The 2597-nt window shown below is 34.0% G+C and carries 2 protein-coding genes; both read left to right on the forward strand.

From position 1 onward, the window contains the following. Window positions 1-2100, forward strand: a 2100-nt coding sequence (locus FN795_RS21325; RefSeq protein WP_142452507.1) for a condensation domain-containing protein, incomplete at its 5' end; no start/stop codon positions are given. Next, window positions 2100-2597: AMP-binding protein (locus FN795_RS21330; protein ID WP_142452508.1), on the forward strand; the 498-nt coding region annotated here is incomplete at its 3' end. The genes FN795_RS21325 and FN795_RS21330, both read left to right, overlap by 1 nt.

Below are 2597 nucleotides of genomic sequence, written 5' to 3' on the forward strand. Positions count from 1 at the left end.
GATGAAGGGTTACAGCCAGTTTCTATAGGTATTAGAGGAAAGCTATATATTTCAGGAGATGGAGTAGCCAGAGGTTATTTAAACAAACCAGAACTAACAGCAGAGAAATTCATTTCGAATCCTTTTATAAAAGGAACAAGGATGTATGATACCGGTGATTTAGCCAAGTGGCTGCCAGATGGCAACATTGAATTTTTGGGCAGAAACGACCATCAAGTCAAGATAAGAGGTTATCGTATAGAGCTAGGTGAAATAGAAACGGCCATATCTGGATATTCAGAGGAGATACAACAGGTTGTGGTGGAAGCCAAAGAAATCAACCAAGACAAAACTTTGGTGGCTTATTATGTGTCCAAAACAGAAATTGACAAATCAGAGATCAGAACTTATCTGCAAAACAAGCTGCCTGAATATATGGTGCCTGGTTTTTATGTAGAGATAGAAAGTCTGCCTTTGACACCTAATGGCAAGATAGACAGAAAAGCCCTTCCAAGTGTTACTGGAGAAGACATCATTAAAAAAGAATATGTAGCACCAGGAAATGCCATCGAACAAAAAATGGTAGAAATATGGCAAGAAGTATTAGGAGTTCAAAAAATAGGAATTACAGATAATTTCTTTGAACTGGGAGGACATAGTCTGATAGTAGTTCAAGTTATCAATCAAATTTCTAAACAATTAGGACAAACGATATCCTTTAAAATATTTTTTGCCAATCCAACCATAAAAGAATTAAGCAAAGAATTAAAACAAAGCGAATATTTAGACATTCCCAAAGCAGTGGAGGATGAATCCTATCCATTAACTAGCTCACAAAACAGATTCTGGATATTGAGCCAACTTGAGGGTGGTTCTTTGGCCTATAATATGTCCGCCGCAGTTAGGTTTATAGGAACTGTTGATTATGATAAATTTGAAGAATCATTTAGGTTATTAATCAAGCGTCATGAAATTTTAAGAACCTATTTTAAATCTAATGATCAAGCTGAAGTTCGTCAATTTATCATCCCAACCGAGCAGGTAAGTTTCAGCATAACACAAAAGAGTTTCTTAAACAATAAGAACCAGCATGAGTCGGTTTCGGATTATTTAGAAGAAGTAAACAAGGAGCCCTTCGATTTGGAAAAAGCACCGCTTATAAGGGCTTCTTTAATCAAATTAAGAGAAGACGAGCATGTATTTTTCTTATTGATGCACCATATCATTGGCGATGGCTGGTCAATGCAGTTGTTAATATCAGAAATAGTAAAAATTTATAATTCTTTACTACAAGGAAAACAAGCCAATTTGCCAGAATTAAACATTCAATACAAAGATTATGCGGTTTGGCTTAATTCAGAATTGCAAAAGGAGAAACATCAGGCATCAGAAGATTTTTGGTTGAATCAATTCTCAGGAGAGTTGCCTGTTTTAGATTTACCTAGTTTTAAAAAACGACCATCTGTCCAAACTTATAATGGAGCAAGTTTAACACATGGATTCTCCAAGTCGTTTTTAGATAAGCTGAAAGGTTTTTCAGAGAAACACCAATCCACTTTGTTTATGACTCTTATGACAGGAGTCAAAGTGCTTTTGCATAAATACAGTGGTCAAGATGATATTGTAGTAGGTACTCCTATAGCAGGACGCGAGCATCCTGATCTGGAGCATCAAATAGGTTTGTATTTAAATACACTACCAATAAGAACACTCTTTAAAGAGCAGAATAGCTTTTTAGAATTATTAAATCAGGAAAAAGAAACTTTATTAGGAGCATACGAGCACCAGGCCTATCCATTTGATGAGTTGGTAGGTAAGCTAAATCTAAAACGAGACATGAGCCGTTCGGCACTATTTGATGTTTTGGTGGTTTTACAAAATCAAGGGCGGTTAAATAACTTTAATTCTGAAGGATTAACCAACCTTGAAGTAAGTGAGTACCCTTTTTCCAGAAGGCTTTCTAAATTTGATATTATTTTTACCTTTACTGAAATAGAAGAATTAAATCTTACCATAGAATACAATACAGATATTTATGATGATTATTTGATAGAAAGAATGTTTACGCATTTTGACAATTTGTTGACTAAATTAATTAATGAACCAGAAACAACTATATAATGTTTGAATTTATAACTGAAGCAGAGAAACAACAATTATTAGTAGACTTTAACGATACCAAAGTTGATTATCCAAAAGATAAAACCATCATCGATTTATTTGAAGAGCAAGTCGATAAAACTCCAGATAACATCGCTGTTGTTTTTGAAGAAATACAATTGACTTATAAAGAACTCAATGAGAAAGCAAATCAATTAGCACATTATTTAAGAGAAACTTACAAAATACAAGCCGATGATCTAATCGGAATAAAGTTAGAGCGAAGTGAACGAATGATACTGGCTATTTTAGGGATACTAAAATCAGGTGCAGCTTATGTGCCAATTGACCCAAGTTATCCTCAAGAAAGGATTGCTTACATAGAAAAAGACAGTAACTGTAAAATTGTTATCGATGAACAGGCATTGGAAATCTTTCACAAGATCCAAGATAAATACACTAAATCAAATATTTTAAAGATAAATAAGCCTAAAGATTTAGCGTATGTAATATATACT

Origin of the sequence: Flavobacterium resistens (assembly GCF_900182645.1) — a bacterium.
Taxonomy (GTDB): domain Bacteria; phylum Bacteroidota; class Bacteroidia; order Flavobacteriales; family Flavobacteriaceae; genus Flavobacterium; species Flavobacterium resistens.